20 protein-coding genes and 2 pseudogenes are annotated in these 25,134 nt (G+C 72.3%); 13 read left to right on the top strand and 9 right to left on the bottom strand.

Annotated features, from left to right (window positions below; genetic code table 11):
• Window positions 1–182 precede the first annotated feature (182 nt).
• The gene (locus ACFWR9_RS39130; RefSeq protein ID WP_383851413.1) at window positions 183–926 is read left to right on the top strand and encodes a chaplin; all 744 of its coding nucleotides are present in this window, start codon (window positions 183–185) and stop codon (window positions 924–926) included.
• A gap of 15 nt (window positions 927–941) precedes the next feature.
• Here the strand turns inward: ACFWR9_RS39130 and ACFWR9_RS39125 are convergent, their stop codons facing one another.
• Complete coding sequence (locus ACFWR9_RS39125) at window positions 942–1,130, bottom strand: DUF5703 family protein (RefSeq protein ID WP_376357582.1); 189 nt, start codon at window positions 1,128–1,130, stop codon at window positions 942–944.
• 47 nt (window positions 1,131–1,177) lie between these two features.
• On the opposite strand from ACFWR9_RS39125, the gene ACFWR9_RS39120 reads away from it, so the two are divergent.
• A complete protein-coding gene (locus ACFWR9_RS39120; protein WP_383851410.1) occupies window positions 1,178–1,945 on the top strand; it encodes a hypothetical protein in 768 nt (255 codons plus the stop codon).
• Window positions 1,946–2,099: 154 nt separating this feature from the next.
• Here ACFWR9_RS39120 and ACFWR9_RS39115 read toward each other — a convergent pair whose 3' ends face one another.
• The gene (locus tag ACFWR9_RS39115; protein WP_383851408.1) at window positions 2,100–4,361 is read right to left on the bottom strand and encodes a helix-hairpin-helix domain-containing protein; all 2,262 of its coding nucleotides are present in this window, start codon (window positions 4,359–4,361) and stop codon (window positions 2,100–2,102) included.
• The gene (locus tag ACFWR9_RS39110; protein WP_383851405.1) at window positions 4,358–5,344 is read right to left on the bottom strand and encodes an aldo/keto reductase; all 987 of its coding nucleotides are present in this window, start codon (window positions 5,342–5,344) and stop codon (window positions 4,358–4,360) included. Before ACFWR9_RS39110 ends, ACFWR9_RS39115 begins: the two co-directional genes overlap by 4 nt.
• Before the next feature lie 113 nt (window positions 5,345–5,457).
• Here ACFWR9_RS39110 and ACFWR9_RS39105 point away from each other — a divergent pair, with 113 nt between their 5' ends.
• Together ACFWR9_RS39105 and ACFWR9_RS39100 are read left to right on the top strand one after the other, a co-directional pair.
• Window positions 5,458–6,513, top strand: coding sequence for an LLM class F420-dependent oxidoreductase (locus tag ACFWR9_RS39105; protein WP_383851402.1), 1,056 nt, complete (start codon window positions 5,458–5,460; stop codon window positions 6,511–6,513).
• Between the two features lie 225 nt (window positions 6,514–6,738).
• Window positions 6,739–7,527 carry a ferritin-like domain-containing protein gene (locus tag ACFWR9_RS39100; RefSeq protein ID WP_383851399.1) on the top strand — a complete coding sequence of 263 codons (789 nt, stop codon included), beginning with the start codon at window positions 6,739–6,741 and terminating at the stop codon, window positions 7,525–7,527.
• Window positions 7,528–7,547: 20 nt separating this feature from the next.
• On the opposite strand, the gene corA is transcribed toward ACFWR9_RS39100, so the two are convergent.
• On the bottom strand, window positions 7,548–8,543 hold the full coding sequence (gene corA, locus ACFWR9_RS39095) for a magnesium/cobalt transporter CorA (protein WP_383851397.1): 996 nt from the start codon (window positions 8,541–8,543) through the stop codon (window positions 7,548–7,550).
• A gap of 61 nt (window positions 8,544–8,604) precedes the next feature.
• Between corA and ACFWR9_RS39090 the strand changes: the two genes are divergently transcribed.
• From ACFWR9_RS39090 to mshC, 4 genes are all read left to right on the top strand, one after another.
• Window positions 8,605–9,291, top strand: coding sequence for a histidine phosphatase family protein (locus ACFWR9_RS39090; RefSeq protein ID WP_383851394.1), 687 nt, complete (start codon window positions 8,605–8,607; stop codon window positions 9,289–9,291).
• A gap of 79 nt (window positions 9,292–9,370) precedes the next feature.
• Window positions 9,371–9,961, top strand: coding sequence for a DUF3090 domain-containing protein (locus ACFWR9_RS39085; RefSeq protein ID WP_383851391.1), 591 nt, complete (start codon window positions 9,371–9,373; stop codon window positions 9,959–9,961).
• Window positions 9,925–10,755 (top strand): SCO1664 family protein, encoded by an 831-nt coding sequence (locus tag ACFWR9_RS39080; protein WP_383851389.1) that lies wholly within the window; start codon window positions 9,925–9,927, stop codon window positions 10,753–10,755. The genes ACFWR9_RS39085 and ACFWR9_RS39080 overlap by 37 nt, the downstream gene beginning before the upstream one ends.
• A gap of 111 nt (window positions 10,756–10,866) precedes the next feature.
• On the top strand, window positions 10,867–12,096 hold the full coding sequence (gene mshC / locus ACFWR9_RS39075) for a cysteine--1-D-myo-inosityl 2-amino-2-deoxy-alpha-D-glucopyranoside ligase (protein ID WP_383851386.1): 1,230 nt from the start codon (window positions 10,867–10,869) through the stop codon (window positions 12,094–12,096).
• Between the two features lie 92 nt (window positions 12,097–12,188).
• Here mshC and ACFWR9_RS39070 read toward each other — a convergent pair.
• The 3 genes and pseudogenes from ACFWR9_RS39070 to ACFWR9_RS39060 form a co-directional block, all read right to left on the bottom strand.
• Window positions 12,189–12,332 (bottom strand): annotated as a pseudogene (locus ACFWR9_RS39070) (PAC2 family protein); the annotation flags it as partial.
• Window positions 12,309–12,692 (bottom strand): annotated as a pseudogene (locus ACFWR9_RS39065) (MIP/aquaporin family protein); the annotation flags it as partial. The pseudogenes ACFWR9_RS39065 and ACFWR9_RS39070, both read right to left, overlap by 24 nt.
• A 303-nt stretch (window positions 12,693–12,995) precedes the next feature.
• On the bottom strand, window positions 12,996–13,760 hold the full coding sequence (locus ACFWR9_RS39060; RefSeq protein WP_383851383.1) for an IclR family transcriptional regulator: 765 nt from the start codon (window positions 13,758–13,760) through the stop codon (window positions 12,996–12,998).
• A gap of 353 nt (window positions 13,761–14,113) precedes the next feature.
• On the opposite strand from ACFWR9_RS39060, the gene metH reads away from it, so the two are divergent.
• From metH to ACFWR9_RS39045, 3 genes are all read left to right on the top strand, one after another.
• Window positions 14,114–17,626, top strand: a complete 3,513-nt coding sequence (metH, locus tag ACFWR9_RS39055; RefSeq protein WP_383851381.1) for a methionine synthase — start codon at window positions 14,114–14,116, stop codon at window positions 17,624–17,626.
• A 129-nt stretch (window positions 17,627–17,755) separates the two neighbouring features.
• Window positions 17,756–18,457 (top strand): HAD family hydrolase, encoded by a 702-nt coding sequence (locus ACFWR9_RS39050; RefSeq protein ID WP_383851379.1) that lies wholly within the window; start codon window positions 17,756–17,758, stop codon window positions 18,455–18,457.
• Between the two features lie 376 nt (window positions 18,458–18,833).
• Window positions 18,834–20,438 (top strand): ABC transporter substrate-binding protein, encoded by a 1,605-nt coding sequence (locus tag ACFWR9_RS39045; protein ID WP_383851376.1) that lies wholly within the window; start codon window positions 18,834–18,836, stop codon window positions 20,436–20,438.
• Window positions 20,439–20,549: 111 nt separating this feature from the next.
• Here ACFWR9_RS39045 and ACFWR9_RS39040 read toward each other — a convergent pair whose 3' ends face one another.
• Together ACFWR9_RS39040 and ACFWR9_RS39035 are read right to left on the bottom strand one after the other, a co-directional pair.
• Window positions 20,550–21,221: a response regulator transcription factor gene (locus tag ACFWR9_RS39040; protein ID WP_064727043.1), complete on the bottom strand. Its 672-nt coding sequence runs from the start codon at window positions 21,219–21,221 to the stop codon at window positions 20,550–20,552.
• A 15-nt stretch (window positions 21,222–21,236) separates the two neighbouring features.
• On the bottom strand, window positions 21,237–22,208 hold the full coding sequence (locus ACFWR9_RS39035; protein ID WP_383851373.1) for a RecB family exonuclease: 972 nt from the start codon (window positions 22,206–22,208) through the stop codon (window positions 21,237–21,239).
• A gap of 173 nt (window positions 22,209–22,381) precedes the next feature.
• On the opposite strand from ACFWR9_RS39035, the gene ACFWR9_RS39030 reads away from it, so the two are divergent.
• The gene (locus ACFWR9_RS39030) at window positions 22,382–24,061 is read left to right on the top strand and encodes a site-2 protease family protein (RefSeq protein ID WP_383851370.1); all 1,680 of its coding nucleotides are present in this window, start codon (window positions 22,382–22,384) and stop codon (window positions 24,059–24,061) included.
• 58 nt (window positions 24,062–24,119) lie between these two features.
• The gene (locus ACFWR9_RS39025) at window positions 24,120–25,022 is read left to right on the top strand and encodes a tRNA (adenine-N1)-methyltransferase (RefSeq protein WP_383851368.1); all 903 of its coding nucleotides are present in this window, start codon (window positions 24,120–24,122) and stop codon (window positions 25,020–25,022) included.
• Window positions 25,023–25,134: the final 112 nt, after the last annotated feature.

Here is a 25,134-nt window from a genome sequence, read left to right as displayed (position 1 = left end):
AAAACAATTACGCGGGCGCCCGCCCCCGCGGGGGCCCCGGGCCCCGGGCCCCGGCGCCCCGCCCGCGGGGGCCGGGCCCCGACGGCCTTTCGAGCCCCCTTCGAGGCGGGGCAGCGACGGCAACGCCGGAATTCCCGGCATTCTCGGTACCACGGGACTAGGGCAAGGCAGGGATCCAGGAAATGCGACAGGTCACCCGCAAGGGCCTGATGACGATGGCGGCGGCCACCGGTGTGATCGCCGCCGCGGGCGGCACCGCCCACGCGGACTCGGGGGCGCACGGCTCGAGTTCGGGTTCGCCCGGCGTACTGTCCGGCAACACCGTGCAGGCGCCGGTGCACGTGCCGGTGAACGTGTGCGGCAACACGGTGGACGTCGTCGGCGTCCTCAACCCGGCGATGGGCAACTCGTGCGCCAACCGGGGCGGCGGCGCGTCCGCGGGCTCCGGCGGGCACAGCGAGTCCGGCGGACACGGCGACTCCGGCGGCCGGGACGGCTCGCACGGGGGCTCGCACGCCGGCGGTCACGCCACGGACTCGCCGGGCGTCGCGTCCGGCAACCACATCGAGGTGCCGGTGCACGTGCCGGTGAACGTGTGCGGCAACAGCGTCGACGTCGTCGGCGTCCTCAACCCGGCCACCGGCAACGACTGCGGCAACGGGGGCGGCGACCACCGCACGCCGCCCGGCGGCGACCACGAGACGCCGCCCGGCGACCCGGGCGACCCCGAGAACCCGGACGGCGGGACCCCCGGCGGTACTCCGGACGGGGACGGCCCCGGTTCCCGGAACGTCGCCCAGCCCCACGGCGACGCCCGCCTCGCCGAGACCGGCAGCGACCTGCCGCTGGGCCTCACCCTGCCGGTGGGCGCGGGAGCGCTGCTCGCGGGCACGGTGCTCTACCGCAAGGCGCGCGCCTCGGCGTGACCCGGGCGCCGCGGCTCACCAGGTGGCGCGTACCTGGCGGATGATCCGCCGCCGCAGCCGCACCTTGCGGCTGCCGTCGCGCAACAGGGTCAGGCGGTACAACTCCCAGTGTCCGTACTCGGCATGTTCCGTCAGCAGACGTGTCGTCTCCTTGCGGGTGACCCCGCGCGGAAGGTACACATCGACAAATTCGTATTCCGGCATCGAATCTATTGTGCGGGCTGGGGCCCGGTACGGATAGCGTCTGCACTATGTCTGATGCTGCGCAGCCCACCGCTGCCGAGGTACGCGCCGCCGCCGAGGCGGTCAAGACCGCGCTCGACCGCCACCTTGCCGCGGTCGAACGCCGGTCGGGGGAGGACGACCCGGCCGTCTACGACGCGTTCAACCAGCTGGCCGCGGCCGCGGAGGCGTACGACGAACTGCTCTACGACCGGTACGACGAGGTCACTCCCTTCGAGATCCCCGGCACCGAGGACTCGATGCCGCCGTACACGGGCCCCGAGGAGCCCAGCGCGCTCAGCGTCCTGATCCGCCGCGACTACTCGGTGGCCGAGCCGCAGCGTCTGATGGCCCAGGCCCGGCGGGTCGAGGCGGCGGACGAGGAGGGCGCGGGCGCGGAGACATCCGGCACGGTCCACGGGGCGCTGGGCCTGCTGTTCGGCGAGTTCGAGCCGGACGAGATCGCCTCCCGGCACAAGGAGTTCGGACTGGAGGAGGGCGACTCCACGCTCTGGGTGACGGCCGCGGACGAGACCGCCGACCCCGGCGAGTGGCTGGAGGCCCCGTTCGACCAGGTCGACCCGCAACTGGTCGTCTGCCGCTTCGACGTCAGCGCGGTCTTCGACGACGAGTTCGAAGACGGTCTCGACGATGACGACGACGAAGTGGACGCGGACGAGGACGAGAGCGGCGACGGCGGTGCGGGGGAGCTGGACGAGGACCTCGACACGGACCTGGACGACGACCTCGGCCCGGACGAGGACACCGAGCCGGCGCGGCCGGCCGCGGGTCGCTGAGCGGGTGCGGTCGGCTGCGGGTCGCTGAGCGGGTGCGGCTGGCTGCGGGTCGCTGAGCGGAAGCGGCCGGCCGCGGAGTGCAGAGCCGGCGCGACTGGAGGCGGATCGCTGAGCGGCCGGCCCCCGGGAGCGCCCCGGGTGCCGGTGCTCGGGATCAGTCGGCCACCGGCACCTGCGGCGCGAGCAGCACCGGCAGCCGCGTCGTGCGCGGCTTGGCCGGGACCTCGGCCACGGCACGGGGCAGCGCCTGCTCCACGCCGTGCACCACGGACAGATGCCGGGCGGCCCGGCCGAAGGCCGTGTAGATCCAGGGGCGGCTGAGGGCCTGCGCGGCATCGCCGGGCAGGACCACGACCACCGCGGGCCACCTGCCACCCACCGCCTGGTGCGCGGTGAGGGCCCACCCGTGCCGCACGGATCCCTCCACCCGGTCCTTGGGGACGACCACGTCCTCGCCCGCGCACGACAGGTGCAGTCCGTCGGCGTCGGCCTTCACCACCAGGCCGGGCAGCGTACGACCCGGCGCGGGGGAGTAGGCGACACGGTCACCCGGGTCGAAGCCGCCGAAGCGGCCGGGGCCCGGATTCAGCCGTTCCTTCAGCGCCGCGTTGAGCACCCGGGTGCCCGCCGCGCCGCCGTGGCCCGGCGTGATTACCTGGGTCTCCTCGGCGGGTACGCCGATCGCGCGCGGCACCGAGTCCGCGACGAGCTGGACGGTGCGGTGCACGGCCTCGCCCGCCTCCCGCACCGGCACGATCACGACCTCCTTGCCGGGCGCCTCCACCTGGCCCAGCTCACCGATGCCGATGCCGGAGACGAGCTCGCCGAGCGGGCCCGGGTCCGGACGCCGCGAGGCGATCTGGGGGCAGACCCCCGCCGCAAGGAGGTCCGCGAAGACCCGCCCGGGCCCCACCGAGCCGAGCACCGCCGGGTCCCCGGCCAGCACCAGCCGGGCCCCGTCCGGCAGCGATTCCGCCAGCAGCGCCCCCGCCTCGACGTCCAGCTGCGGTGCGTCGAGGACCACCAGCAGATCCAGGTCCACCGCACCGTCGGCGTCCCGCCCCGGCCCCTCGGCACCGGCCAGCAAACCGGTCAGGGTGACGACCGCGGGACCGTCCGCTGCCGCGGAGCCCAGCAGCGCGGCGAAGCGGTCGCGGCCGAGCGGGCCGGGCGCGGCGGCCCAGGCGCGCAGCCCCAGGGCGTGCGCGGCGTGCAGCAGGGCCGCCGGTTCGGCCAGGGACGCCTCCCCGCCGGTGTGCAGGACCAGCCCGTGACCCGCGACGGCGCGGATCAGCTCGGCGGCGGAACCCCGAGCCGAGGCGGCGGACCGCTCCCAGTCTCCGGCCGAAACGTCCTGCTTCGGCGCCGCGTTGACGAGCCGGGCGAGACCGTCGGCCAGGCTCTCCTCGGCGAGCGCGTACCGCTCCAGGCCGATCAGCACGCGGACCGGGCGCTCGTCGGCCCCCTCTTCCTCGTCGCCCGGGCCCTCCGCGCCGCCCGCCGAGCCCGCCGCGCGCTCCGGGCGGGCGCCGGGCTCGTCCAGGGCGTCCTGGAAGGCCAGCGCCTCCCCTTCGGCGAGCGTGCCCTGCACGGCGGCGTCGGGGTCCGGCACGCCCCGCTGAGCCAGCGTGGCGGTGAGGCGCGCCAGCTCCAGGGCCGTGTGCCCGGCCAGCGCCGCCTGCTCCAGCAGCCACACGGTGACGGCACGGCCGCGCCGCTCGTCGTCCGGGCCGCACTCCGCGCCGAGCAGCGCGCGGGCGAACCCGTCGGCCTGCTCGGGCCGCACCCCGCCGACCCGGAGCAGCTGCCAGGGGTCCGTACGCAGGGCCTCCTCCGCCCCCTCGCCGAGGAGTACGGCGGTCTGCGGCGCGAGCGCCTCGGGGGCGCCGCCCTCGGCCAGCACGCGCCGGACCGCCTCGACGGTCTCCGGCGGGCCCGCGGGCGCGGCGGACGGCTCGGCGGGCGCCGGCCGGGACGGCCGCACCGGCTCCGGGGCGGGGCGGCGGGCCGGGCCGGGGTCGCCGAAGACGGTGGCCGCGGGCTTCTCGCCGCCCTCCACGGCCCGGACGGCGGCGAGCAGATCGGCCGCCGTGCCGCTGAGCTTGCCCCCGGCCTCGATCGGTCCCTGCCTCTCGGCCTTCCGCCGCTCGATCCGCTCCCGCTCGACCTGCTGAGCGGCCAGCTCGGCCTCGGTCTCGGACACCTGCCCCGCCGGGGCGGCCGCGTCGCCTTCCTCCGGGGCGGCCGCGTCGCCCTCCTCCGCGGCGGTCGCGTCGTCCGCCGCGGCAGGGATGTCACCGTTGGCGTCGGCCGGCTGGTCGGCGGTCTCGGCAGCGTCCGCGGCGCCCGGCGTTCCCGGTCCGGGGTCCACGGTGTCTGCGGTGTCCTCGGAGGCGGGCTCGGGCTCCGTGCTCACAGCGTGCTCCAGTCGTGATCGGGATAGCGGTGCACGGGCGCCGACACGTCGTCGAGCGCCCGGCAGATCTCGTCAGGAAGACTAAGGGCCTCCACTGACAACGCCGCCGTGAGCTGCTGCGCGTTGCGCGGTCCGATGATCGGCGCGACCACACCCGGCCGGTCGCGGATCCAGGCCAGCGCCACCTGGAGCGGGGTCACCGCGAGCCCGTCGGCCGCCGTCGCCACCGCGTCCACGATGTGCCCGGCGGTGTCGTCCAGGTAGGGCGCGACGAACGGCGCCAGCTGCTCCGAGGCACCCCGCGAGTCCGGGGGCGTGGCGTCCTTGCGGTACTTGCCGGTCAGGACACCCCGGCCCAGCGGCGAGGAGGGCAGCAGGCCGACGCCCATGTCCAGGGCGGCCGGCAGCACCTCACGCTCGACGCCCCGCTGCAGCAGGGAGTACTCCATCTGGGTGCTCGCCACCCGGTTCCGTACGCCCGGCGCCGCCAGCTGCCAGGTCGCCGCCTTTGCCAGCTGCCAGCCGCAGAAGTTGGACACCCCCGCGTAACGGGCCCGGCCGCTGCTCACCGCCACGTCGAGGGCGTGCAGCGTCTCCTCCAGCGGGGTGTCCGGGTCGAAGGCGTGCAGGTGCCACACGTCGACGTGGTCCGTGCCGAGGCGGTCGAGCGAGGCGTCCAGGGCGGAGAGCAGATGGCCGCGTGAACCGTCGAAGCGGCGGTCCGGATCGGGCACGCTGCCCGCCTTCGTCGAGATCACCAGGTCCCGGCGCGGCACCAGACCCTCCATGAGGCGGCCGAGCAGGTACTCCGACTCCCCGTCGCCGTACACGTCCGCCGTGTCGACGAGCGTCCCGCCCGCTTCCCAGAAGGTCTTCAAGAGGTCCGCGGCGTCGTGCTCGTCCGTGCCCCGGCCCCAGGTCAGGGTGCCGAGACCGATGCGGGACACGCGCAGGCCGGTGCGGCCGAGATGCCTCTGCTCCATGAACGGCGACATTACTGGCCACGGCTTGCGCTGTGGGGGCCTGTGGACAACCGATTTCCGCGCGCTAAGGTCGGGGCACCAGCGACGTTACTGATGGGTAAGGGGAATCGGCCATGCAGCTCGGGATCAACCTCGGCTACTGGGGTGCCGGAATGGACGCGGACAACCTGGCCGTGGCCAAGGAGGCCGACCGGCTCGGATACGCCGTGTGCTGGGCCGCCGAGGCCTACGGCTCCGACGCGGCCACCGTGCTCACCTGGGTCGCCGCCCAGACCGAGCGCATCGACGTGGGCTCGGCGATCTTCCAGATCCCGGCCCGCCAGCCCGCGATGACCGCGATGACCGCCGCCACCCTGGACTCCCTCTCCCAGGGCCGCTTCCGCCTCGGCCTCGGCGTCTCCGGACCCCAGGTCTCCGAGGGCTGGTACGGCGTCAAGTTCGACAAGCCCCTCGCCCGCACCCGCGAGTACGTGGAGATCGTGCGCAGGGCGATGACCCGGGAGCGGCTGTCGTACGAGGGACAGCACTGGACGCTGCCGCTGCCCGGCGGCCCCGGCAAGCCGATCAAGCTGACGGTGCATCCGCAGCGCGAGCACATCCCGCTCTACATCGCCGCCATCGGCCCCAAGAACCTGGAGCAGACCGGCGAGATCGCCGACGGCGCCCTGCTCATCTTCCCCTCCGCCGACCACCTGGAGGAGACCGCCGTCAAGCACCTGCGCGCCGGACGCGAGAAGTCCGGCCTGACCCTCGACGGCTTCGACGTCTGCCCGACCCTGCCGCTCGCCCTGGGGGAGGACAAGGACGTCACCGCGCTCGCCGACACCTTCCGGCCCTACACCGCGCTCTACGTCGGCGGCATGGGCAGTCGCAAGCAGAACTTCTACAACCAGCTCGCCCAGCGCATGGGCTACGAGCGGGAGGCCGCCGAGATCCAGGAGAAGTACCTGTCCGGCGACAAGCAGGGCGCCGCCGCGGCCGTGCCGCACGAGCTGATCGACCAGACGACACTGCTCGGCTCCGTCGACCGGATCGCGGACCGGATGAAGGCCTACGCCGCGGCCGGTGTCACCACCCTGACGCTCGCCCCCGCGGGCTTCACCCTGGACGAGCGCCTCGCCGCGCTCCGCGCCGGCACCGAGGCCCTGGAGCGCGCCGGACTGGCGTGACCTCGCGGCAAGTTCCGCGGCCGTGGTGGGGGCTCGGGGGTCTTCCCCGCCACGGCCGTCACGAGGAACAACGCGCCCGCGCGCCGGTGGTTACGCCTCCTCGTCCCCCCTTGGTCCTTCTTTCGGCGGAGTTGTCCGCCGCACCTGTTGCCGTGTCCCGGCTTCCGCACTTGACTCGTGCTTCGCGGAGTGTGCGGAACCTGCAGAGGCAGAGAGGTGCCACCGATGCTTTCGGCCAAGAGCCTGTTCCAGGAGATCCTCGACAACGACGAGTCGTACCGTCTCTTCTGCTCCATCGCGGCCAGCGGTGAGTCGCAGGGCGGCTGGGAGAACGCGCGCATCGCCGCGCTGGTGCCTCAGAGCGAGCGCACCCTCGCCCCCAAGATCACCCGGCACGGGGCCGACGAGGACAAGCACGGCCGGATCTTCAACGCCCTCCTGAAGAAGCGCGGCCTCGAACCCGTGGAAGTACCCGCCGAGACCGACTACACCATGCTTCTGGAACGGCACGGCATCGGCCTCGCCCACGACAAGCTCAAGGCCGACCAGCCCCTCACCGTGCGGGACATCATCACCTACCTCGCGCACAGCAGGGTCACCGAGCAGCGCGCGGCCGAGCAGATGGCGCTGCTCCTCAAGTACTTCGCCGGCCACCCGGACCTGGGTCGGGCCGTCCGCATGATCTCCGCCGACGAGGACAACCACCTCGCCTACTCCCACGAGGAACTGCTGCGCTACGCCGCCGACGGGCACGGCCCGTACATCCGGCGGACCCTGCGCGAGTGCGCGCTGGCCGAGATCCGCGTCCACCGGGACGTCAGCCTCGCCGTGATGGCCCGCATGGGACGCGTCCTCGGCTGGTCCCGCGGCAGGTCGGCGCTGCTCGCGGCCGGCATCCACGCGACGTACGCCTACGAGCGGCTGGCCGGCTGGCGCCGCATGGTGCGGTTGCGGACCCCCGACCGCCGCGACGCGCTCGGCGGCCCCGCGACCCCGGCCCCCGAGGTGGCCTGAGGGCCCGGGCTCCGCACCCCCTAGAGCCAGCCCCGGCGCTTGAACTGCCGGAACAGCAGCACCTCCAGAGCGGCCATCAGCAGGATCACCGCCGGGTAGCCCCAGACCCGGTGCAGCTCCGGCATGTGGTCGAAGTTCATGCCGTAGATCCCCGCGATCATCGTGGGGACCGCCGCCATGGCGGCCCACGCCGAGATCTTCCGCATGTCGTCGTTCTGCCGGACGCTCATCTGCGCCAGATGCGCCGACAGGATGTCCGAGACCAGCCGGTCCAGGTTCTCCACCGACTCGTTCACGCGCATGAGGTGGTCGCTCACGTCCCGGAAGAACGGCCGCGCCCTCTCGTTCACGAACGGCACCCCGGCGCCGAACGCGCCCGTCCCGGCCAGCCGGGCCAGCGGCGGCGCCAGTGGACCCGTCGCCCGCCGGAACTCCAGGATCTGCCGCTTGAAGTTGTAGATCCTGGACGCCGTGTGCCGCGAGCCGCCGCCGTCCGGCGAGAAGACCTCGGCCTCCAGCTCCTCCAGGTCGGTCTGGAGCTCGACCGCCACGTCCAGGTAGTGGTCGACCGCCGCGTCCGCGATCGCGTACAGCACCGCCGTGGGCCCCTTGCCGAGCAGCTGGGGCTCGTGCTCCAGACGCTGCCGCACGGCCTTCAGCGGGGCACCCTCGCCGTGCCGGACCACCACCGCGAACGCGTCGCCCAGGAAGATCATCAGCTCGCCCGTGGAGACGGCGTCGCTGTCCGGCTCGTACACCACCGGCTTGAGGACGGCGAAGAGCGAGTCGTCGTACACCTCCAGCTTGGGCCGCTGGTGCGCCTTGAGCGCGTCCTCCACCGCCAGCGGGTGCAGCCCGAACTCCTGGCTGACCAGCTCGAACTCGGCCTCCGTCGGTTCATGCAGCCCGATCCAGACGAAGCCGCCCGCGGCCCGCGCCTCGCCGAGCGCGTCGGAGAGGTCCTCGGGCCCGTCCGAGCGGCGCCCGTCCCGGTAGATGGCACAGTCGACGATCACCGAACGCATTCTCCCCTCGCCCCGGCGCCCTCGCATCGCGCCGTACGCCTACCCTGGCCGCATGCCCACGCTGATCCTGGTTAGGCACGGACGTTCCACCGCCAACACCGAGGGGCTGCTCGCCGGGTGGACCCCCGGCGTGGCCCTCGACGAACGCGGCGCCGCACAGGCCGCCGCGCTGCCCGCGCGGATCGCCGGCCTGCCACTCTCCGAGATCGTCACCAGCCCGCTCCAGCGCTGCCAGGAGACCGTCCGGCCGCTGCTCGACGCCCGCCCCGGTCTGCGGGCGCACACCGACGAACGCATCGGCGAGTGCCACTACGGCGACTGGTCCGGGCGCAAACTAGCCGAACTCAAGGACGAGCCCCTCATGGAGGTGGTGCAGTCGCACCCGTCCGCCGCCGCCTTCCCCGGCGGCGAGTCGATGCGCACGATGCAGACCCGCGCCGCCGAGGCGGTACGCGAGTGGAACGCGCGCGTGGAGCGCGACCACGGCGCCGACGCCGTCTACCTCATGTGCTCCCACGGCGACATCATCAAGTCCCTCGTCGCGGAGGCGCTCGGCCTTCATCTCGACCTCTTCCAGCGGATCTCCGTCGAGCCCTGCTCCGTCACCGCGATCCGCTACACGCGCCTGCGGCCGTTCCTCGTCCGCCTCGGTGACACCGGCGACTTCGCGTCCCTGGCCCCGCAGCAGACGCCGCCGGGCGACGAGGCCCCGGTCGGGGGTGGTGCGGGCGCACCGTGATCGTCCGCCGCAGTAGGGTGAACCGGTCGCGGCAGTGCCCCCGATCTTCCGCTTTCCCCGACTTCCATGGAGACAGGACGTGTCCCGTCAGGTGTTCCTCTACGACCAACCGGAACGTTTCGTGGCCGGTACGGTCGGGCTGCCCGGGCGCCGTACGTTCTTCCTCCAGGCCACCGCAGGCTCCCGGGTGACCAGCGTGGCCCTGGAGAAGACCCAGGTCGCCGCCCTCGCCGAGCGCATGGACGAGCTGCTGGACGAGGTCGTACGGCGCAGCGGCGGCAGCACCGTCGTCCCCGCCGTGGCACCCACCGAACCGTCCGACACCGCGCCACTGGACGCCCCCGTCGAGGAGGAGTTCCGGGTCGGCACCATGGCGCTGGCCTGGGACGGCGAGGACCAGCGCATGATCGTCGAGGCGCAGGCCCTGGTGGAGCTGGAGGCCGAGTCCGAGGAGGACCTGGCGGAGGCCGAGGAACGGCTCCTCCAGGACGAGGAGAACGGCCCCCCGATGCTCCGGGTCCGCCTCACCGGCGCGCAGGCCAGGGCCTTCGCCAAGCGCGCCCTCGACGTCGTCAACGCCGGGCGCCCGCCGTGCCCCCTGTGCAGCCTCCCGCTCGACCCGGAAGGACACGTATGTCCGCGCCAGAACGGATACCGCCGCGGAGCGTGACCACCGACGCGGCGGCGGCCGAGTTCCTCGCGCTGGGCGAACTGACCGTGCGCGGACGCATCCGTGAGGCGTCCAACGCGGCGCTGTACTGCACGGTGACGCACGACGGGCGCGAGGCGGCCTGCATCTACAAGCCGGTCGCCGGCGAGCGGCCCCTGTGGGACTTCCCCGACGGCACCCTCGCCCAGCGCGAGGTCGCCGCCTACGAGGTGTCCGAGGCCACCGGCTGGGGCCTGGTCCCGCCCACCGTGCTGCGCGAGGGGCCGTACGGCGAGGGCATGGTCCAGCTGTGGATCGAGGCGGTGCCGGAGACGGAACTGCTCGCCCTGGTGGACGAGGAGGACCCCGGCCCCGGCTGGAAGGGGATCGCCCTCGCCGAGGTCGGCGAGGGCCGCACCGCGCTGCTCGTGCACGCCGACGACGAGCGGCTGCGCAGGCTCGCCGTACTGGACGCCGTGATCAACAACGCCGACCGCAAGGGCGGGCACCTGCTGCCCGCCGACGGCGAGCGGCTGTACGGCATCGACCACGGGGTCACCTTCCACGCCGAGAACAAGCTGCGCACCCTGCTGTGGGGCTGGGCGGGCGACCCGCTCACCGGGGAGGCCCGGACGGCGCTCGACGCCCTCAGGGAGGCCCTGAAGGACGGCGGTGCCCTGGCGACCAGGCTCGGCGACCTCATCACCCCCGCCGAAGTCGACGCCACGCGCGCGCGGGTCGACACCCTGCTGGCCTCCGGGAAACACCCCGAACCCGGCGGCGAGTGGCCGGCCATCCCCTGGCCGCCGGTCTAGGCACCCGCGTATCGCGGCAGCACGGGGGCCGGTGTCGCGCAAGAGTGCCCCACCGGCCATCCGGACCGGTCCGGTTCGTGTACGGAACATCCGTCCGGTTAGGCTCATGACATGCATGCCTGGCCCGCTTCCGAGGTCCCCGCCCTGCCTGGTCAGGGCCGCGACCTGAGGATCCACGACACCGCGACCGGAGACCTGGTGGCCCTCGCCCCCGGTCCCGTCGCCCGCATCTACGTCTGCGGCATCACGCCGTACGACGCGACCCATATGGGGCACGCGGCGACCTACAACGCGTTCGACCTCGTACAGCGCGTGTGGCTCGACACCAAGCGGCAGGTGCACTACGTCCAGAACGTCACCGACGTCGACGACCCGCTCCTGGAGCGGGCCGTGCGCGACGACGTCGACTGGACCGCCCTCGCCGAGAAGGAGACCGCCCTCTTCCGCGAGGACATGACGGCGCTGCGGATGCTGCCGCCGCGGCACTACATAGGCGCCGTCGAGGCCATACCCGGCATCGTCCCGCTCGTCGAGCGGCTGCGCGACGCCGGCGCCGCCTACGAGCTGGAGGGCGACACCTACTTCTCCGTCGAGGCCGACCCCCACTTCGGCGGTGTCTCCCACCTCGACGCCGCCGCCATGCGCCTGCTCTCCGCGGAGCGGGGCGGCGACCCGGACCGGCCGGGCAAGAAGAACCCGCTCGACCCGATGCTGTGGATGGCGGCCCGCGAAGGGGAGCCCAGCTGGGACGGCGCCTCCCTCGGCCGTGGACGTCCCGGCTGGCACATCGAGTGCGTGGCCATCGCCCTCGACCACCTCGGCATGGGCTTCGACGTCCAGGGCGGCGGCTCCGACCTCGCCTTCCCGCACCACGAGATGGGCGCCTCGCACGCCCAGGCGCTCACCGGCGAGTTCCCCATGGCCAAGGCGTACGTCCACGCCGGCATGGTCGCTCTCGACGGCGCGAAGATGTCCAAGTCCAAGGGCAACCTGGTCTTCGTGTCGCGGCTGCGCCACGACGGCGTCGACCCCGCCGCCATCCGGCTGTCGCTGCTCGCCCACCACTACCGCGCCGACTGGGAGTGGACCGACCAGGTGCTGCGGGACGCCGTCGCCCGGTTGGAGCGCTGGCGTGCCGCCGTGTCCCGGCCCGACGGCCCGCCCGCCGAGGCGCTCGTCGAGGAGATCCGCGACGCCCTCGCGAACGACCTGGACTCGCCGGCCGCGCTCGACGCCGTCGACCGCTGGGCCGCCCGCCAGCAGGAGAGCGGCGGCACGGACGAGGGCGCGCCCGGCGTCGTCTCCCGCGCGGTGGACGCCCTGATGGGCGTGGCCCTGTAGGCAGGCACACAGCCGCAGAACACCCGCGCACAGACGCGGAAACGGGGGCGCTTCCGCCGGGAAGCGCCCCCGTCCTCCATCAGTGAGCCCGCTCAGTCCTCCGACGACTCCTCGTCGTCCCCGGTCGCCTTCGGCGGCCGCGGCGGGCGGGTCCGGCCACTCGGGTTGTCCCGCAGAAACGGCGTGCCGGGCGGTCCGTCGCCGCCGTCCGCCGTGGCGTGTCCGCCCGGTCCGCCGACGATCTCGCGGTCGGTGAGGTGGGCCTGGAACTGGCCGTAGTAGGCGATCCAGACCAGGACCGCGCCGATCATGGCGCCGAGCAGCTGGCCCGCGAAATAGGTCGGGACGTTGTTCCAGTCGCCGTCCTTGATCGCGATGCCGACCGTCACGGCCGGGTTGAGGTGGGCGCCGGAGAGCGGACCCGATATGTACGCCGCCGTCATGACCGCGAAGCCCCACCCGAAGGTGATGGCGACCCAGCCGGCGTTGCGCGCCTTGGAGGCCTTGAGCGTCACGGCGGCACAGACACCGCCGCCGAGCAGGATGAGTATGGCGGTACCGATGGTCTCGCCGATGAAGATGTCGGAGCTGGACACCCGCGACTCCTTTGTCCTTCGTCCAGGGGAAGCCGAACCCCGGGTCCCTCCGGGTGTTCCGGCGCCCTCGGTATGAGAGCGATGGCGGCCCTTGGCGTTGTCACACTCTAACGCGTATTGCCGGTAGGTGTTCGACAATGCCGACCGATGGACGCGAGTCTCGCTCGGTGTCCCGGGTGCGTCAAGAGTCCTGTTATCGAAAGCACGATCGTTATTGATCGTCTCGGGTTATCGGCCTCGGGCGGACATGAGTGAGGGCCGGGACGCTCTCTCGCGCCCGGCCCTCGTGTCCCTCCTCGGCCGCTAGAACCGCCCGGCGCCCAGATCTCGCGACACCGCGCGGGCACAGTCCCGGACGGCCGCGACCAGCTCGGGCCGCAGCTCGCCCTCCCGGCACAGCCGCTCCACCGCGCCGGTGATGCCGACCGCGCCGACCGGCATGCGCCTGCGGTCGTGGATGGGGGCGGCGATGGAGGCGATGCCCTCCCAGGTCTCCTCCACGTCGGCCGCGTAACCACGCGCGCGCGTGATGTCCAGGATGTGCTCGAACCCGTCCGGCTCGCAGACCGTCCGGTCCGTGAACGCCTTGCGGTCGGCCTCCAGCGCCTCGCTGTGCGCGACCGGGTCGTACGCCGACAGCACCTTGCCCAGTGCCGTGGAGTGCAGCGGCTGCATGGCCCCGATCTCCAGCACCTGCCGGCTGTCGTCGGGCCGGAAGACGTGGTGCACGATCAGGACGCCCTGCTGGTGCAGGACGCCGAGGTGGACGCTCTCCCCGCTGGAACGGGCCAGGTCGTCCGTCCACACCAGGGCGCGGGCCCGCAACTCGTGCACGTCGAGGTACGTCGTGCCCAGGCGCAGCAGCTCCGCGCCCAGCTGGTAGCGCCCGGAGGCGTCGTCCTGCTCCACGAAGCCCTCCTGCTGGAGGGTGCGCAGGATGCCGTGCGCGGTGCCCTTGGCCAGACCCAGCGAGGAGGCGATGTCCGACAGGCCGAGCCGCCGCTCACCGCCCGCGAGCAGGCGCAGCATCGCGGCCGCCCGTTCGAGCGACTGGATGTTCCGTGCCATCGACGTACTGCCTCCGTCCCCTTCGACTGCCGACCTCGGCGCCACTGACGTCGTTCGGCAATGCCGAACACTACCGGTCGATGCCGACCTCCCGCCAACCATCGGCGGGCAACTGTTGCACTTCGGCCATGTCCCGGTGGCCACGGCCGTGCTCCAGAGGCCGCCGGGGACCGGCCGTCATCCTTTCGGCGGGCGTTTCGCCCCGCCACACTCGTCCGCCTCGTGGACGCCCCGACCATCCGTCCCCGGTCCCGGCTACCCTGGCGGCGTGCGTTCTCCCCCGGGGCGTCCCCAGACGGACGGCACCCGGGCAGCGCAAAGCCGACAGCCGTCGCATCCTAGGGAGCCCTTTCATGGCCTCGTCGCCATCCACCCCGCCCGCCGACACCCGGACCCGTGTGTCCGCCCTCCGCGAGGCCCTCGCCACCCGTGTCGTGGTCGCCGACGGCGCGATGGGCACCATGCTCCAGGCACAGGACCCCTCACTGGACGACTTCCAGCAGCTGGAGGGGTGCAACGAGGTCCTGAACCTCACCCGGCCGGACATCGTGCGCTCGGTGCACGCGGAGTACTTCGCCGCCGGTGTCGACTGCGTGGAGACGAACACCTTCGGCGCCAACCACTCCGCGCTGGGCGAGTACGACATCCCCGAACGCGTCCACGAGCTGTCCGAGGCCGGCGCCCGGGTGGCCCGCGAGGTGGCCGACGAGTTCAAGGCCCGCGACGGCCGGCAGCGCTGGGTCCTGGGCTCGATGGGCCCCGGCACGAAGCTCCCCACCCTCGGACACGCCCCGTACACGGTGCTGCGCGACGCCTATCAGCGCAACGCCGAGGGCCTGGTCGCGGGCGGCGCCGACGCCCTGCTGGTGGAGACCACGCAGGACCTCCTCCAGACCAAGTCCTCCGTGCTCGGCGCCCGGCGCGCCCTGGACGCCCTCGGCATCGACATGCCGGTGATCGTGTCGGTGACGGTGGAGACCACCGGCACCATGCTGCTCGGCTCGGAGATCGGCGCGGCCCTCACCGCGCTGGAGCCGCTGGGCATCGACATGATCGGCCTGAACTGCGCCACCGGCCCGGCGGAGATGAGCGAGCACCTGCGCTACCTCGCCCGGCACTCCCGCGTCCCGCTGTCCTGCATGCCCAACGCGGGCCTGCCGGTCCTGGGCAGGGACGGGGCGCACTACCCGCTGACGGCGCCGGAGCTCGCGGACGCGCAGGAGACCTTCGTCCGCGAGTACGGCCTGTCCCTGGTCGGCGGCTGCTGCGGCACCACGCCCGAGCACCTGCGCCAGGTCGTCGAGCGGGTCCGGGACACGGCCCCCGGTGAGCGGCAGCCGCAGCCCGAACCGGGCGCCGCCTCCCTCTACCAGACGGTGCCCTTCCGGCAGGACACCTCGTACCTGGCGATCGGTGAGCGGACCAACGCCAACGGGTCGAAGAAGTTCCGCGAGGCCATGCTGGAAGGCCGCTGGGACGACTGCGTGGAGATGGTCCGGGACCAGATCCGCGAGGGCGCGCACATGCTCGACCTGTGCGTGGACTACGTCGGCCGCGACGGCGTGGCCGACATGGAGGAGCTGGCCGGGCGCTTCGCGACCGCGTCGACCCTGCCGATCGTGCTGGACTCCACCGAGGTCGAGGTCGTCCAGGCCGGGCTGGAGAAACTCGGCGGCCGCGCGGTGATCAACTCGGTGAACTACGAGGACGGCGACGGCCCGGAATCCCGCTTCGCCCGGGTCACGACGCTGGCCCGGGAGCACGGCGCCGCACTCATCGCGCTGACCATCGACGAGGAGGGCCAGGCCCGCACCGCCGAGAAGAAGGTCGAGATCGCGCAGCGGCTCATCAACGACCTCACCGGCAACTGGGGCATCCACGAGTCGGACATCCTCGTCGACTGCCTGACCTTCACCATCTGCACCGGCCAGGAGGAGTCCCGGAAGGACGGGATCGCCACCATCGAGGGCATCCGGGAGCTGAAGAAGCGGCACCCGGACGTCCAGACCACGCTCGGCCTGTCCAACATCTCCTTCGGTCTCAACCCGGCCGCCCGCATCCTGCTGAACTCCGTGTTCCTGGACGAGTGCGTGAAGGCCGGTCTCGACTCGGCGATCGTCCACGCGTCGAAGATCCTGCCGATCGCCCGGTTCGACGAGGAGCAGGTCACCACCGCGCTGGACCTGATCTACGACCGGCGCGGCGAGGGCTACGACCCGCTGCAGAAGCTGATGCAGCTCTTCGAGGGCGCCACCGCCAAGTCCCTCAAGGCGTCCAAGGCCGAGGAACTGGCGGCGCTGCCGCTGGACGAGCGGCTCAAGCGCCGCATCATCGACGGTGAGCGAGGCGGCCTGGAGCAGGACCTGGACGAGGCCCTCCAGGAACGTCCGGCGCTGGAGATCGTGAACGAGACCCTGCTGGACGGCATGAAGGTCGTCGGCGAGCTCTTCGGCTCCGGCCAGATGCAGCTGCCGTTCGTGCTCCAGTCCGCCGAGGTCATGAAGACCGCGGTGGCGCATCTGGAACCGCACATGGAGAAGACGGACGCCGACGGCAAGGGCACCATCGTGCTGGCCACGGTCCGCGGCGACGTCCACGACATCGGCAAGAACCTCGTCGACATCATCCTGTCCAACAACGGCTACAACGTCGTCAACCTCGGCATCAAGCAGCCGGTCTCCGCGATCCTGGAGGCGGCCGACGAGCACAGGGCCGACGTCATCGGCATGTCCGGGCTCCTGGTCAAGTCCACGGTGATCATGAAGGAGAACCTGGAGGAGCTCAACCAGCGCAAGCTGGCCGCCGACTACCCGGTGATCCTCGGCGGCGCGGCCCTCACCCGGGCCTACGTCGAACAGGACCTGCACGAGATCTACGACGGCGAGGTCCGCTACGCCCGCGACGCCTTCGAGGGCCTGCGCCTGATGGACGCGCTCATCGGGATCAAGCGGGGCGTGCCGGGCGCCAAGCTGCCCGACCTCAAGCAGCGCAGGGTGCGGGCGGCCACCGTCGAGGTCGAGGAGCGGCCCGAGGAGGGCCACGTCCGCTCCGACGTCGCCACCGACAACCCGCTGCCCGAGCCGCCGTTCCGCGGCACCCGCGTCGTCAAGGGCATCCAGCTCAAGGAGTACGCCTCCTGGCTCGACGAGGGCGCCCTGTTCAAGGGCCAGTGGGGCCTCAAGCAGGCCCGCACCGGCGAGGGACCCTCGTACGACGAACTGGTCGAGACCGAGGGCCGGCCCCGGCTGCGCGGCCTCCTCGACCGGCTCCAGACGGACAACCTCCTGGAGGCGGCCGTCGTCTACGGCTACTTCCCCTGCGTCTCCAAGGACGACGACCTGATCGTCCTCGACGACGACGGCAACGAGCGCACCCGGTTCAGCTTCCCGCGCCAGCGACGCGGCCGGCGGCTGTGCCTGGCCGACTTCTTCCGCCCGGAGGAGTCCGGCGAGACCGACGTGGTCGGCTTCCAGGTCGTCACGGTCGGCTCCCGCATCGGCGAGGAGACGGCCCGGATGTTCGAGGCCAACGCCTACCGCGACTACCTCGAACTGCACGGCCTGTCCGTGCAGCTCGCCGAGGCCCTCGCCGAGTACTGGCACGCGCGCGTGCGCTCCGAACTGGGCTTCGCCGGGGAGGACCCCGCCGAGATGGAGGGCATGTTCGCCCTGAAGTACCGGGGCGCCCGCTTCTCCCTCGGCTACGGCGCCTGCCCGGACCTGGAGGACCGCGCCAAGATCGCCGACCTGCTCCGGCCGGAGCGCATCGGCGTCCACCTGTCGGAGGAGTTCCAGCTCCACCCCGAGCAGTCCACCGACGCCATCGTCATCCACCACCCCGAGGCGAAGTACTTCAACGCCCGCTGAACCCCTTTGTGAGCCGCTCCACAGGTCACACCAGGCGTTCCCGTCCCGCACGACGTACACTGGTCGGTCCACCGCAGGCCGGTTCCCCACGTGGGAACCGGCCTGATCGTCCCTCAAGGAGGTACGTGGATGACCAGCACGGTCCCCGCACTCGGAACCCGTACGGCCGAAGGCTCAGCCCTGCAGGCCGTGCTCCTCGACATGGACGGCACCCTGGTGGACACCGAGGGCTTCTGGTGGGACGTCGAGGTCGAGGTCTTCGCCTCCCTCGGCCACACCCTCGACGACTCCTGGCGCCACGTCGTGGTCGGCGGCCCCATGACCCGCAGCGCCGGCTTCCTGATCGAGGCCACCGGCGCCGACATCACGCTCGCCGAACTCAGCGTGCTGCTCAACGACGGCTTCGAGCAGCGCATCGACGGCGACCTGCGGCTCATGCCGGGAGCCGCCCGGCTCCTCGCGGAGCTGTCGGCGCACGAGATCCCCACCGCCCTGGTCTCCGCCTCGCACCGGCGCATCATCGACCGGGTACTGACCTCGCTCGGCCCGCGGCACTTCGCCCTCACCGTCGCCGGTGACGAGGTACCGCGCACCAAGCCCCACCCCGACCCCTACCTGGCCGCCGCGGCCGGGCTCGGCGTGGACCCCGTGCGGTGCGCCGTCGTCGAGGACACCGCGACCGGGGTCGCCGCCGCAGAGGCGGCCGGCTGCCAGGTCGTCGCCGTGCCCTCGGTCGCCCCCATCACACCGGGCGCACGGCGCACCGTGGTCGGCTCGCTGGAAGAGGTCGACCTGACATTTCTGCGCGGTCTGATGACCGTAATGCTCTAGGCGTTCACGGGGGTATTCCCGCCTTCCCCAGATGGCCGAATTGCAGCACCGGTCACCGGCGTCCGAGTGTGACGTTCCCCACGTTGCCAGGGGTCGACAGACGTGCGTAGGTGTGCTGCTTTCGGCCGGGCGAACGTTGTCGAGGTGTCCTTGTGTCCCGATTGGTGAAAGCCTGCACTAATCCTTCCACTGTCGGGTTTTCGGTGTGTCCACACCCGGTTTCGCTCCGTGATGAGCACCCAACTCCGGTGCCTGCGAGCCCCCGTGCGGGCGCGGACTAATCTCGTCGCGAGAACGTCCGCCACTACCCCCGTGATCCGCCGCGACACCCCTGCATTCCGGATACACGGACCGACAGCTCTGGAGAAACTCGAGCATGAACCGTAAGACTTTGGTGCTGCCGGCCGTCGTCGGCCTGCTCGCGCCCGTTCTCGCCGCCTGCGGCGGGTCCGACGGCGGCAGCGGCGGCGGGGACGCGATATCCGTCGGCACCACGGACCGGTTCACCATCACGAAGGACGACGCGGCCCCCCTCGACCCGGCCTGGGCCTACGACGTCGGAGCCTGGAACATCCTCCGCCACACCTCGCAGACGCTGATGACCCAGCCGCGCGGTGACGGTGAGCCCGTCCCCGAGGCGGCCGAGAAGTGCGCCTTCACCGACACCGGCAACGAGCGCTACGCCTGCACCCTGCGCGACGGCCTGAAGTTCTCCAACGGCGACGCCATCACCGCCGAGGACGTCAAGTACTCCATCGACCGCGCCATCTCCCTGAAGGCGGACAGCGGTGTCTCCGCGCTGTTGTCGACGGTGGACACCGTGGAGACCCAGGGCGACCGCGAGGTCATCTTCCACCTCAACTCCGCCGACGCGACCTTCCCGTACAAGCTGTCGACACCCGTGGCCGGCATCGTGAACAAGGCGTCCTACCCGAAGGGCAAGCTGCGCGAGGGCTTCGAACTCAGCGGGTCCGGCCCGTACGAGATGAAGGGCGAGTCCAGGGACGGCGTCCTCAACAAGGTCGTGTTCACCAAGAACCCCAACTACAAGGGGAGTCTGACGGTGAACAACGACAAGGTGGAGCTGGTGTCCTTCGACGACGCCGAGGCCATGGGCAGCGCCCTGGACAAGGGCGACATCGACGTCATGACGCGCGCGATGACGCCGGAGCAGATCCGCAAGCTCTCCAACAGCTCCGACGGCGACGTCAAGCTCATCGAGGTGGCCGGTCTCGAGATCCGGTACCTGGGCTTCAACGTCGACGCGCCCAGCGTGAAGGACAAGGCCGTCCGGCAGGCCATGGCCCAGCTCATCAACCGCGACGAACTCGTCGCCAAGGTCTACGGTTCGCAGGCCGAGCCGCTGTACTCGATGGTTCCGGCCAGCATCACCGGCCACTCCAACTCGTTCTTCAACAAGTACGGCGACCCGAGCACCAGCGAGGCGAAGCAGACGCTGAAGTCGGCCGGCATCGACACGCCGGTCAAGCTGACCCTGCACTACACCACCGACCACTACGGTGCCGCGACCAAGCCGGAGTTCGAGGAACTGCAGCGGCAGCTCAACGAGAGCGGCCTCTTCGACATCGACATCAAGGGCACCCCCTGGGCCGTCTTCCAATCCGCCGAGCGCGACCTCAAGTACGACGTCTTCGGCATGGGCTGGTTCCCCGACTTCCCGGACGCGGACAGCTTCATCGCGCCGTTCCTCGACAACGGCAACACGCTCAACTCGCCCTACCTGAACCCGAAGATCATCAACGATCTGATCCCCGAGTCCCGGCGTGAGGCCGACCGCCTCTCCGCGGTGGACACCCTCACGGAGATCCAGGACATCACCGCCGAGGACGTCCCGGTCATCCCGCTGTGGCAGGGCAAGCAGTACGTGGCCGCCGGCGACGACGTCACCGGCACCGCCTACCTGCTCAACTCCTCCTCGTCGCTCCAGCTGTGGGAGCTGGGCCGGGGTGTGAGCGACTGACACCCCCGCCGGACAACGCGAAGGGCGCCCTCCTCCGACCGGAGAAGGGCGCCCTTCGGGTTTCCCACACGGCACGCGCGCCAGAACGCGGCGGGCGCCGAACCGGATGCCCTACTGCGCGCCGGGGCGGACCAGACCGCTCTCGTACGCGTACACCGCGGCCTGCACGCGGTCCCGCAGGCCCAGCTTGGTCAGCACATGACCCACATGCGTCTTCACAGTGGTCTCGCTGACGAACAGGTCGGCGGCGATCTCCGCGTTGGACAGACCCCGGGCCACCAGCTTCAGCACCTCGACCTCGCGGTCCGTCAAGGTGTGCAGGGTGTCCGGCACCGGCTCGTCGCCCGAGGGCAGATGCGTGGCGTACTTGTCGAGCAGCCGTCGGGTGATGCTCGGCGCGAGCATCGCCTCGCCGCCCGCCACCACCCGGATCGCCTGCACCAGCTCGTTGGCCGGAGCGTCCTTCAGCAGGAACCCGCTGGCGCCCGCCTTCAACGCCTCCACCACGTACTCGTCGAGGTCGAAGGTGGTCAGCACCAGCACCTTCGCCGGACCGTCCCGCTCGGGCCCGGTGATCTGCCGGGTCGCCTCCACACCGTCCATCCGCGGCATGCGGATGTCCATCAGCACCACATCGGGCTGCAGCGCCCGCACCTGGTCGAGTGCCTGGAGGCCGTCGCCGGCCTCGCCGACGACCGCGATGTCCTGCTCCGCCTCCAGAATCATCCGGAAGCCCGTGCGCAGCAGCGGCTGGTCGTCGACCAGTAGGACGCGGATGGCCACGTAAGTCTCCTTCGGCTAGCCCGGCCCCATTCTGCCCTGCTCGGTGCCACCGGACTCGGCCGCCCTCACCGGCAGCGGGTAGGGCGGGGGAGTACCGCCGAATTCCGGGCAGTGCGCCTGGTGGTCGCACCAGCCGCACAGCTTCGTGGGACGCGGACGCCACTCACCCGTCTCGGTCGCCAGCCGGATCGCCTCCCACAGCGCCAACAGCTTGCGCTCCACCCGCTCCAGGTCGGCGAGGACCGGATCGTACGTGAGCACGTCGCCGCTGCCGAGATAGACGAGCTGCAGACGCCGCGGGACGACCTTCTTCAGCCGCCACACCACCAGCGCGTAGAACTTCATCTGGAACAGCGCGCCCTCGGCGTACTGCGGCCTGGGGGCCTTGCCCGTCTTGTAGTCGACGATCCGCACCTCGCCGGTGGGAGCCACGTCGACCCGGTCGATGATGCCGCGCAGCCGCAGCCCGGAGTCCAGCTCCGCCTCCACGAACAGCTCCCGCTCGGCGGGCTCCAGCCGGCTCGGGTCCTCCAGGGTGAACCACCGCTCGACGAGTCGCTCCGCCTCCCCGAGCCACCGCGCCAGCCGCTCGCCCTCCGGATCGTCCGCGAACAGCTCGCCGACCTCCGGCCTGCTCTCCCGCAGCCGGTCCCACTGGCCGGGAACCAGCGCCTTGGCCCGTGGCGCGGTGCGTTCGGCCGCCGGGGCGTCGAAGAGCCGCTCCAGCACCGCGTGCACCAGGGTGCCCCTCGTCGCCGCCTCGCTCGGCTTCTCCGGCAGCCGGTCGATGACCCGGAACCGGTACAACAGCGGGCACTGCATGAAGTCGCCGGCCCGGGAGGGCGAGAGCGAGGCGGGCCGTATCGCCACGGGGGCGGGGGCGGCGGCCGCCGGGTCCACCGCCGCGTCCGCGCCGTCCGCCACCGTCGTCGCCGGTCGGACGGGTCCGCCCGCGTCCTCCGCGACATCCTCGATGCTCGTCTCCATGCCCACAGACCTTACGGCCCGCCACTGACAGTGACCCAGCCCGTGGGCCGTGACCTGTGTGACGGAAGGGAAGCACAGGGGTGCCGGGGCGGAACGGACGGGGGCGGACGCATACCATCGACAGGAGACCCTCCCGTCCGGCAGGCGGGAGACGCTTCGAACGAGGGGACACCGTGGACGTGAGCGGCGGGAGCGGGCAGCCGCGGTCCGGCAACGACGAGTCGGCCCGGCCCCAGCCAGGTCCCACGACCCCGGCCGCCGACGGCGCACAGCCGGACCCCGCGGCCTCCACGACACCCGGGACACCGGGCCCGGAGACCCAGCGCCCCCCGGCACCGGGCTCCGACGGGCCGGGAGCCGAGGCGCCGGACTCCGCAACGCCCGCGTGGACGCCGACCCCCCAGGCGCCCGGCCAGAGCCCCGCCGAGACGCCGGGCCAGAGCCCCGCCGAGACGCCGGGCCAGAGTCCCGCCGAGGCCACCGCCGCACGGAACGACGACGAGACGGCCCCCAAGACACCGGACGACGCGGCCCCGGCAGCGGATCCGGGCCGCGCCCCGAACCCCTACACCAACCCGAACCCGAACCCGGACGGGCCCCCGCCCCCGCAGTCCCCGCCCCGTCCCCCCGCCCACCACGCCGGCGGCAAACCCCACGGCCGCGGCAAGCGCGGGCCCGGACGGCCACCGCAGCGCCGCCCCGAGCCCGGGGGAGGGCTGCTGATGGGCAGGCCCTTCGGCGTGCCCGTCTACGTCGCACCCAGCTGGTTCCTGGTCGCCGCCCTGATCACCTGGGTGTTCGGCGGCCAGCTCGACCGCGTGCTGCCCGAGCTGGGCGCCGCCCGCTACCTCGTCTCCCTCTTCTTCGCGGTCGCCTTCTACGCCTCCGTCCTCGTCCACGAACTGGCCCACACCGTCGCCGCACTCCGCTTCAAACTCCCGGTGCGCCGCATCCAGCTCCAGTTCTTCGGCGGCGTCTCCGAGATCGAGAAGGAGGCCGAGACCCCCGGCCGCGAGTTCGTGCTGGCCTTCGTCGGCCCACTCCTCTCCCTGGTCCTCTCCGGCGTCTTCTACCTCGCCCTGCTGCCAGTCGAACCCGGCACCGTCCCCGGCGTACTGCTGGCCGGCCTGATGATCTCCAACCTGATCGTGGCCGCCTTCAACCTCCTGCCCGGCCTCCCCCTCGACGGCGGACGCATGCTCCGCGCCGTCGTCTGGAAGATCACCGGCAAGCCCATGCACGGCACCGTCGCCGCCGCCTGGGTCGGCCGGGCCCTCGCCGTCTCCGTCCTGATCGGGCTGCCCCTGCTCACCCAGTCCGGCGCCCTCGGCTCCGACGCCGTGGACAACGTCGGCATGGACACCGTCATGGACGCCCTGCTCGCCGCGATCCTCGCCGCCATCATCTGGACCGGCGCCGGAAACAGCCTGCGCATGGCCCGCCTGCGCGAACACCTCCCCGAACTGCGCGCCCGCGCCCTCACCCGGCGCGCCGTCCCCGTACCCGCCGACACCCCCCTCTCCGAGGCCCTGCGCCGCGCCAACGCCTCCGGAGCCCGCGCCCTGGTCGTCGTCGACACCGAGGGCGGACCCGTCTCCCTGGTCCGCGAGGCCGCCATCGTCGGCGTACCCGAACACCGCCGCCCCTGGGTGCCGGTCAGCACCCTCGCCCAGGACCTCACCGACGGCATGCGCGTCTCCGCCGAACTGTCCGGCGAAGAGCTCCTGGACGCCCTGCGCGCCAACCCCGCCAGCGAGTACCTGGTGATCGAGGAGACCGGCGAGATCTACGGCGTCCTCTCCGCGGCCGACGTCGAGCGGGCCTTCGTCAAGGCCATGGCCCGCCCCTCCTGACCACCGCTCTCCCACAGCGGTGGTCGGCGGCCCCGCCCGGGACCGGTAGGCTGGTCACATGTCCGAACCGACCGGTGCCGCCCGCAGGCGCGGGCCCTTCAAGGTCGGGGACCAGGTTCAGCTGACCGACCCCAAGGGCCGCCACTACACGTTCACGCTCGAGGCCGGGAAGAACTTCCACACCCACAAGGGTTCCTTCCCCCACGACGAACTGATCGGTGCTCCCGAGGGCAGCGTTGTCCGCACCACCGGGAACGTCGCCTACCTCGCGCTGCGCCCCCTGCTCCCCGACTACGTCCTGTCCATGCCCCGCGGGGCAGCCGTCGTCTACCCGAAGGACGCGGGGCAGATCCTCGCCTTCGCCGACATCTTCCCCGGCGCACGCGTCGTGGAGGCCGGCGTGGGCTCCGGCTCCCTCAGCAGCTTCCTGCTGCGCGCCATCGGCGACCAGGGCATGCTGCACTCCTACGAGCGCCGCGAGGACTTCGCCGACATCGCCCGGCAGAACGTGGAGCGCTACTTCGGGGAACCGCACCCCGCCTGGCAGCTCACCGTCGGCGACCTCCAGGACAACCTGTCCGACACCGACGTCGACCGCGTCATCCTCGACATGCTCGCCCCCTGGGAGTGCCTGGAGGCCGTCTCCAAGGCCCTCGTGCCCGGCGGCATCCTGTGCTGCTACGTCGCGACCACCACCCAGCTCGCCCGGACCGTAGAGTCCATCCGCGAGATCGGCTCCTTCAACGAGCCCACCTCCTGGGAGACGATGATCCGCAACTGGCACGTCGAAGGCCTCGCCGTCCGTCCGGACCACCGGATGATCGGCCACACCGGCTTCCTGCTCACCGCCCGCCGCCTCGCCGACGGCGTCGAGCCGCCCATGCGCCGCCGCCGCCCCGCCAAGGGCGCCTACGGCGAGGACTACACCGGCCCCAACGCCGACGGAGGCGCCGGCCGCTAGGGCGGCCCCGTGCCGCGATCAACGCAAAGAAGCCGGGGGGGTGGGGGGTGGGGGGGCGCGCGGCCGGCGCAGCCACGAGCGCGGACGGCGCGGCACCCACCTCCGCCCTGGA

It is taken from the genome of Streptomyces sp. NPDC058534 (assembly GCF_042717365.1).
In the GTDB taxonomy this organism is placed as follows: Bacteria; Actinomycetota; Actinomycetes; order Streptomycetales; family Streptomycetaceae; genus Streptomyces.
This window is presented reverse-complemented; position numbering and strand designations above follow the sequence as displayed.

Excerpts from the sequence above, each read along its gene's own strand:
- ACFWR9_RS39105 (WP_383851402.1), top strand. The coding sequence starts at position 5,458 with ATGCAGCTCGGGATCAACCTCGGCTACTGGGGTGCCGGAATGGACGCG.
- ACFWR9_RS39025 (WP_383851368.1), top strand. The coding sequence starts at position 24,120 with ATGTCCGAACCGACCGGTGCCGCCCGCAGGCGCGGGCCCTTCAAGGTC.
- ACFWR9_RS39080 (WP_383851389.1), top strand. The coding sequence starts at position 9,925 with ATGTCCGCGCCAGAACGGATACCGCCGCGGAGCGTGACCACCGACGCG.
- ACFWR9_RS39050 (WP_383851379.1), top strand. The coding sequence starts at position 17,756 with ATGACCAGCACGGTCCCCGCACTCGGAACCCGTACGGCCGAAGGCTCA.
- ACFWR9_RS39090 (WP_383851394.1), top strand. The coding sequence starts at position 8,605 with ATGCCCACGCTGATCCTGGTTAGGCACGGACGTTCCACCGCCAACACC.
- ACFWR9_RS39100 (WP_383851399.1), top strand. The coding sequence starts at position 6,739 with ATGCTTTCGGCCAAGAGCCTGTTCCAGGAGATCCTCGACAACGACGAG.
- ACFWR9_RS39120 (WP_383851410.1), top strand. The coding sequence starts at position 1,178 with ATGTCTGATGCTGCGCAGCCCACCGCTGCCGAGGTACGCGCCGCCGCC.
- mshC (WP_383851386.1), top strand. The coding sequence starts at position 10,867 with ATGCATGCCTGGCCCGCTTCCGAGGTCCCCGCCCTGCCTGGTCAGGGC.
- metH (WP_383851381.1), top strand. The coding sequence starts at position 14,114 with ATGGCCTCGTCGCCATCCACCCCGCCCGCCGACACCCGGACCCGTGTG.
- ACFWR9_RS39045 (WP_383851376.1), top strand. The coding sequence starts at position 18,834 with ATGAACCGTAAGACTTTGGTGCTGCCGGCCGTCGTCGGCCTGCTCGCG.
- ACFWR9_RS39110 (WP_383851405.1), bottom strand. The coding sequence starts at position 5,344 with ATGGAGCAGAGGCATCTCGGCCGCACCGGCCTGCGCGTGTCCCGCATC.
- ACFWR9_RS39035 (WP_383851373.1), bottom strand. The coding sequence starts at position 22,208 with ATGGAGACGAGCATCGAGGATGTCGCGGAGGACGCGGGCGGACCCGTC.
- ACFWR9_RS39130 (WP_383851413.1), top strand. The coding sequence starts at position 183 with ATGCGACAGGTCACCCGCAAGGGCCTGATGACGATGGCGGCGGCCACC.
- ACFWR9_RS39125 (WP_376357582.1), bottom strand. The coding sequence starts at position 1,130 with ATGCCGGAATACGAATTTGTCGATGTGTACCTTCCGCGCGGGGTCACC.
- ACFWR9_RS39060 (WP_383851383.1), bottom strand. The coding sequence starts at position 13,760 with ATGGCACGGAACATCCAGTCGCTCGAACGGGCGGCCGCGATGCTGCGC.